At 64.8% G+C, this 6,527-nt stretch carries 7 protein-coding genes; 3 read left to right on the plus strand and 4 right to left on the minus strand.

The annotated features are described in order from the left end of the window. A partial coding sequence (locus EN893_RS13430; RefSeq protein ID WP_164900837.1) for an ABC transporter ATP-binding protein occupies positions 1-729 on the minus strand: 729 nt, incomplete at its 3' end. 337 nt (positions 730-1,066) lie between these two features. Here EN893_RS13430 and EN893_RS13435 point away from each other — a divergent pair. Both EN893_RS13435 and EN893_RS13440 read left to right on the plus strand, forming a co-directional pair. Then, complete coding sequence (locus EN893_RS13435; protein ID WP_127273418.1) at positions 1,067-2,011, plus strand: MurR/RpiR family transcriptional regulator; 945 nt, start codon at positions 1,067-1,069, stop codon at positions 2,009-2,011. 115 nt (positions 2,012-2,126) lie between these two features. Beyond that, entirely contained in the window at positions 2,127-3,917 is a 1,791-nt protein-coding gene (locus EN893_RS13440; protein ID WP_127269759.1) for an NAD(P)/FAD-dependent oxidoreductase, read from the plus strand. A gap of 16 nt (positions 3,918-3,933) precedes the next feature. Here EN893_RS13440 and EN893_RS13445 read toward each other — a convergent pair whose 3' ends face one another. Together EN893_RS13445 and EN893_RS13450 are read right to left on the minus strand one after the other, a co-directional pair. Further along, positions 3,934-5,166 (minus strand): amidohydrolase/deacetylase family metallohydrolase, encoded by a 1,233-nt coding sequence (locus EN893_RS13445; RefSeq protein WP_127269761.1) that lies wholly within the window; start codon positions 5,164-5,166, stop codon positions 3,934-3,936. A gap of 28 nt (positions 5,167-5,194) precedes the next feature. Beyond that, positions 5,195-5,560 (minus strand): RidA family protein, encoded by a 366-nt coding sequence (locus EN893_RS13450; protein WP_013528752.1) that lies wholly within the window; start codon positions 5,558-5,560, stop codon positions 5,195-5,197. A gap of 222 nt (positions 5,561-5,782) precedes the next feature. Here EN893_RS13450 and EN893_RS13455 point away from each other — a divergent pair, with 222 nt between their 5' ends. Then, positions 5,783-6,268, plus strand: a complete 486-nt coding sequence (locus EN893_RS13455; protein ID WP_128361585.1) for a hypothetical protein — start codon at positions 5,783-5,785, stop codon at positions 6,266-6,268. A 9-nt stretch (positions 6,269-6,277) separates the two neighbouring features. On the opposite strand, the gene EN893_RS38080 is transcribed toward EN893_RS13455, so the two are convergent. After that, on the minus strand, positions 6,278-6,527 hold a 250-nt coding region (locus tag EN893_RS38080), incomplete at its 5' end, for a hypothetical protein (RefSeq protein ID WP_206640114.1).

The following is a 6,527-nucleotide window of genomic DNA, read 5'->3' on the forward strand; positions in this document are numbered from 1 at the left end:
GAAGACCACCTTCGTCGCCATGATCTCCAGCGAGCGTGGCCGCGCAAACGGCACGCGATATTCCTTGGCGACGCGGCCCGGCCGGGCGCTCAGCACCACGACCCGGTCGGAGAGGAAGATCGCCTCCTCGATCGAGTGGGTGATGAAGACGATCGTTGTCTTGGTGTCGAGCCAGATCTCCTCGACCAGCCGGTTCATCTCCTCGCGGGTGAAGCTGTCGAGCGCGCCGAACGGCTCGTCCATCAAAAGCACCGAGGGCTTCAGCGCCAGCGCCCGCACGATCGCCGCACGCTGCTGCATGCCGCCCGACAGCTCACGCGGAAACTTGCCGCCGAAGCCGTCGAGCCCGACCCGGTTGAGCAGATGCGCGATCCACGCCCGGTCCGGCTTCTCGCCCTTGATCTCGAAAGGGAAGCGGATGTTGGCGTCGAGATTGCGCCACGGCAGGAGGTTCGCCTCCTGGAAGACGATGCCGATATCGGGATGCGGACCGGTGATGGCCTTGCCATCGAGCCGGATCTCGCCGCTGGTCAGGCTGTGCAGGCCCGACATCGACCACAAGAGCGTGGTCTTGCCGCAGCCGGAAGGGCCGACGATCGAGACGATTTCATTGGCGCTGACATCTAGGCTGCAGCGGTCCAGCGCCAGCAGGTCGCCGGAGGCCGTGTGATAGATCTTGGTCGCTGCCTGCACGCCAAGCTTCGGCTTTTTTGCATCGCCCGTATTCATCTGCCCCCCGGGAAGATTGCGCGATGATCCATTGGCTCATCCCCAGCGAAAATCAGTCTGTAACTATCCTACTTTCCTGTCAAGCACCGACGATGGCCACCGTATCAGGAAAATCGATTAGTATGCCTATCTGCTTGTTTTAATATCGGTTTTGCGGCCTTGAAATGCATGTTGCTTTCCTACATACTTCGGAACTGACACGGATCGGAGAGGACCGGAGGAAGGTGATCTTTACCCTACGACACGCTGCGGTTGCGATGCGGTCGGGCGCGTGGAGCCAGGGCGTGCAAACATGCTAAGACGGCAGCCTCGCAACCCAGGGAAAGACCAGGACCCCATGAACGAAGCTGGCAGCCAGGACGAGCCTGTTCCAGGCCAGGATACCGAGGGGCGCGATCCTGTCCGGCGCATTCCCGACATCATCTCGCTGGTCAAGGATTCCTACAGCGAATTGCGCCCGGCCGAACGGCGTGTCGCCGATGTCGTGCTCGACGACGTCAAATATGCCGTCGACGCCTCCAACGCCGCCCTTGCCCAGCGCGCCGGGGTCAGCGAACCGACGGTGACCCGGTTCTGCCGCGCCATCGGCTGCGAGGGCGTGCGCGACTTCAAGCTGAAGCTGGCGCAGAGCCTCGTCGTCGGTGCGCTCTATCTGGCCAAGTCGCCCTCCGTCAGCAATGACAATGGCATGCCGTTCTGGAACGCCGTATTCGGCGAGGCGCGCCGGGCGCTGCAGGAGGCCGAGCGGCAGCTCGACCCGGCGCAGCTGCAGAAAGCCGCCGATCTGATCGCCAAGGCGCGCCAGGTCACCGTGTTCGGCCTCGGCGGCAGCTCCTCGGCGCTGGCGCAGGAAACCCAATACCGGCTGTTCCGCTACGGCATCACCGTCAGCGCCCAGTGCGACCCCTATCTGATGCGCATGACCGCCTCGACGCTCAAGCCGGGCGATCTGGTGATCGCCATTTCGGCGACCGGACGCACCCGCGAGGTGATCGAGGCCGTCGAGCTCGCCAAGCACTACCGCGCCAACGCCATCGCCGTAACCGCGCCCGACACCGAACTCGCCCGCGCCTGCGACGTCAGGTTGACGGTGGCGGTGCCCGAATATCCCGACACGCTGAAGCCGACGGCCTCGCGCTTCGCCTTCCTGGCGGCGATCGACCTTCTGGCGGTGGCCTCGGCCTACAAGCTCGACGGTTCGGCCCGCGAGACCGTGCGCCGCATCAAATACAACGCCCAGATCCACCGCACCGGCAAGGAGATGGAGCCGCTCGGAGACTAGCTCCCTTCTCCCCGTTCACGGGGAGAAGGTGCCGGCAGGCGGATGAGGGGCGGCGCCGAGTTCAACAATTGATGATCCCAACTTGGATTGGGCGCATGCACAAAGAGGGAAAGAAATGCTCGAAATAGCACCGACGAAACAGGCAGCCGCATGGCTCGAATCCCTGGCGCAGGCACTCGCAGCCGGCGACGTGGCCGCTGCGAGCAACCTGTTCGTCGACGATTGCTACTGGCGCGATCTCCTGACCTTCACCTGGAACATCACCACCATGGAAGGCCGCGAGGCGATCGCCGACATGCTGGCGGCGACGCTGGCGACGGCCAAGCCGAGCGCGTGGCAACTGACCGGCGAGGCGATCTCGGACGATGGCACCATCGAGGCGTGGTTCAGCTTCGAAACCGCGGTGGCCAGGGGAGAGGGCATCATGCGGCTGCGCGACGGCCGCTGCCGCACGCTGTTCACGGCAATGACGGACCTGAAAGGCTTCGAGGAGCGCAAGGGGGCGAAGCGGCCGCTTGGCGTGCGCCACAAGGCCGATCCCAGGCGCGAGACCTGGTCGGAGGCGCGGGCGCGCGAGACGCGCGAGCTCGGCACCGAGGAACAGCCCTACTGCCTGGTCATCGGCGGCGGCCAGGGCGGCATCATGCTGGGGGCGCGGCTGCGCCAGCTCGGCGTGCCCACCATCGTCATCGAGAAGAATGCGCGGCCGGGCGATTCCTGGCGCAACCGCTATCGCACGCTCGTGTTGCACGATCCGGTCTGGTACGACCATCTGCCCTACATTCCCTTCCCCGAAAACTGGCCGGTGTTCACGCCCAAGGACAAGATGGGCGACTGGCTGGAAATGTACACGCGCGTCATGGAGCTCAATTACTGGGTCGCCACGAAATGCCTGAGCGCGTCCTATGATGAGGCCGAAAAAGTCTGGACCGTGGTCGTCGACCGCGTCGGCCGCCAGATCACGCTGAAGCCGAAGCACATCGTCTTCGCCACCGGCGCCTACGGTCCGCCACGGCGGATCGATCTGCCGGGCGCCGACCGGTTCAAGGGCGAGTTGCTGCACTCCAGCCAGTATGCCAGCGGCGACAAATTCCGCGGCAGACGAGTCGCGGTCATCGGCGCGGCCAGCTCCGGCCACGATGTCTGCGTCGACCTCTGGGAAAGCGGCGCCGAGGTCACCATGATCCAGCGTTCGCCGACGACGGTGGTCAAATCGGACACGCTGATGGAAGTCGGCTTCGAGATCTTCTCGGAAGACGCACTGGCGCGCGGCATCACCACCGAGAAGGCCGACATGATCGTCGCCTCGACGCCGTTCGCGCTGGTGCCCAAGGGCCAGCGGGCGCTTTACGAGGTGATCAAGGCGCGCGACGCGGCTTTTTACGACCGCTTGCGCGCCGCCGGCTTCGCCCTCGATTTCGGCGACGACGAGACCGGCCTTCTGATGAAGGCCTACCGCACCGGCTCCGGCTACTATATCGATGTCGGCGCTTCCGACCTGATCATCGACGGCAAGATCGGCATCCGCAGCGGCGTCGCCATCAAGTCGCTGACCCCGAGCGGCATCCTGTTCGAGGACGGCAGTGAACTCGCCGCCGACGCCATCATCGCCTGCACCGGCTATCAGTCGATGAACGAGACGGTGGCTTCGATCGTCTCGCGCGAAGTCGCCGACAAGGTCGGCCCCTGCTGGGGGCTTGGCTCGGGCGTCAAGGGCGACCCCGGACCCTGGCAAGGCGAGCTGCGCAACATGTGGAAGCCGACCGCGCAGGAAGCGCTTTGGTTCCACGGCGGCAATCTGGCGCTGTCGCGCTTCTATTCGAAATATGTGGCGCTGCAGATCAAGGCGCGGATGGAGCGCATTGAGACGCCGGTTTATGGGAAGCCGAGCAATTCGGGGCGGTAGCCATCTACCGCAAGAGCTAATCGTGCCGATGCCCAAAATGCCTCGCGGCCACCTCAACATGCGTATGCGACGCCTGCGCCACGAAACGCTCGGTCTCGTTGTGATCAGCCGCCTCGTTCGGCCACCAGGTGCCGCCGATAACGATGCCATCCGACACCAGCCTCTGGTCGGCGACCAATGACGCGCCGACCGCATCGACGAAGGTGAAGCGGCCCGGGCGCTGCCGGAGCACGGCGACATCGCCGACGGTGCCGACCGCCAGCGTGCCCAGGTCAGGCCTGGCGATCGCCTGCGCCGGCGCTTGCGTGGCGGCGCGCAGGACCTCGACCAGCGGCATGCCGAGCGCCAGCAGCTTCGACATGCAGACCAGTATGTCGAAGGCCGGCCCGTCGACGCAGTAGAGATGCACGTCGCTCGAGATCACGTCGGGCGCCAGCCCTTCCTCGAGCATGGCACGGGCAACGGCGAAATCGAACGAGCCCATGCCGTGGCCGATGTCGAAGATGACGCCGCGCTCGCGCGCCAGCCGCATGTCGGGCCGCACCGCGCCGGAAGCAAATACCGGCGCATTGGGAAACGGCCGGAAGCAGTGGGTGAGAATGTCGCCCCTGCGCAGCCGCGGCAGCACTTCCGAGCGGCCGGGCGGCGGCTCGTCTATATGCGCCATCAGCGGCAGGCCGGCCTGGTCGGCGGCCTCCAGCGCCAGATCCACCGGGGCGATGCCGCTGGTGCCGCCGGCATGCTTGCCGGAGCGGACTTTTACGCCGACCACGACATCGCGGTGTTCACGCACCGCCGCGACCACCTCGCGCGGCTCGCACAGCCTGAGGTCGCTGCACTCGCCGACCGACACTGTCTGCGAGAAGCCGAAAATGCCGGCAAAGGAAATGTTGACATAGGCCAGGATGCGGACCTTCGACCGCTCCATGACATGGCGGCGGAAGCCGAGGAAATTGCCGGCGCCGGCACTGCCCGCATCGATGAAGGTGGTGGTGCCGCTCTTGGCGGCCAGCCGGTCGGCATCGACGCCAAGCGACGTGCCGCCCCAATAGACGTGGCTGTGCAGGTCGACCAGGCCCGGCGTGACGATGCAGCCGCCGGCATCGACGATCTGCGCTGCGCTGTCCGCCGGGATATCGGCATCGACTGCGGCAACGCGGCCATTGGCGATGGCGACATCGCGCGGCGCGTCGAGGCCAGCGGCCGGATCGATCAGCCGTCCGCCCTTCAGCAGGAGGTCGAATTGCATTGAGGTCACCTCCGCTTCGTTGCTTTGCCTACAGAGGCCGGTAAGCGACCGCCTCGACCTCGATCTTGATATCGATCATCAGCCGCGATTCGACCGTGGTGCGGGCCGGCGGGTTTTTGGGGAAATGCCGGGCATAGACCGCGTTGAAGGCGCCGAAATCGCGCGCATCTTCCAGCCAGACCGTGGTCTTCACCACATCGTCCATGGTGCAGCCGGCCAGCGCCAGCGCGGCCTTGATATTGGCGAGCACCTGCTCGGTCTGTTCCGATATGCCGCCCTTGACCACGATGCCGTCGCTGCCGACGGGAACCTGGCCCGAGACATAGACGAGATCGCCGGCCCGCACGGCGGGCGACAACGGCACATGCGATGTTCCAAAACACTGTTTCGGCAAGGGACAAGCCTCCTCTGATGACAGGACGGGGTGCCATGGCAGCGCCCGCTTCGATCGACATTTACGCCGATCGGGGCGATCCTCATAGGGGGCCTTGTTGGAAAGCAACATTCTTCGAAATCCGTGTTGCTTTATTACAAGAGCGCTTGCATCGTACGCGCTGACGGGCGGCTTGGAAGCCGCAACGTACAGACGCATTTGCCAGAGCGGAGACACCCAGCGATGACTTACGACAAGAACCCGTTTCCATCAGGCGATGCCGATCGCCACGCGCTCTGGGAAATGCTGGTGCGGCGCGACATCGACGCTTTCATCGGCCAGGACTGGGCCATGGTCGAGGATGATTTCGTAGCCTCGAGCTTCTTCGGCATGCATGCGCATTTCCTGCACAACGCCGACGCCTGGCGGCTGCAGTTTCCAAGGCTCGAAATCTATCGCGACGAATGGCTGCGCCAGGCCAAAGAGACGGCGGCGACCAAATTCGCCGAGCCGCTGCGCGAGGCGCTGTTTCGCGTCACCAACATGCGAGACATCGACGTCGACGGCGACCGCGCCGTGCTGCACAAGAAATTCGACGGCTCGGTTGCCAAGGCGGACGGCAGCGTCGACCGGCTGAAATGGCAGACGCTGTATTTCTGCAGCAAGGTCGGCGGCAGCTGGAAGATATCAGGCTTCGTCGGCTACATGCCGCATCCGCTCGGTAGCTAGAACCACCGATCACCAGAGCGCAGGATGGGTCGGGCCGAACGTGCGGCCCGGCACCGCGGCCGCCATCAGCGCGCCGTTGAACAGCGATGGCGGATGCAAGGCGCCGCATTCCATCAAACGCATCGCCAGACATTGGCAATGCCTTTTGCGCCCATTCTTACGAATTTGTATGCCGCCGGACAGGCCGGTGTGAACTCGTTTGTTTACGATGCGCGGGGCGGATCGCAACCGCCCCGCCGCAACCATCGACCTCTGGACT

Origin of the sequence: Mesorhizobium sp. M7A.F.Ca.CA.004.04.2.1, from assembly GCF_004022825.1 — a bacterium.
Lineage (GTDB): Bacteria > Pseudomonadota > Alphaproteobacteria > Rhizobiales > Rhizobiaceae > Mesorhizobium.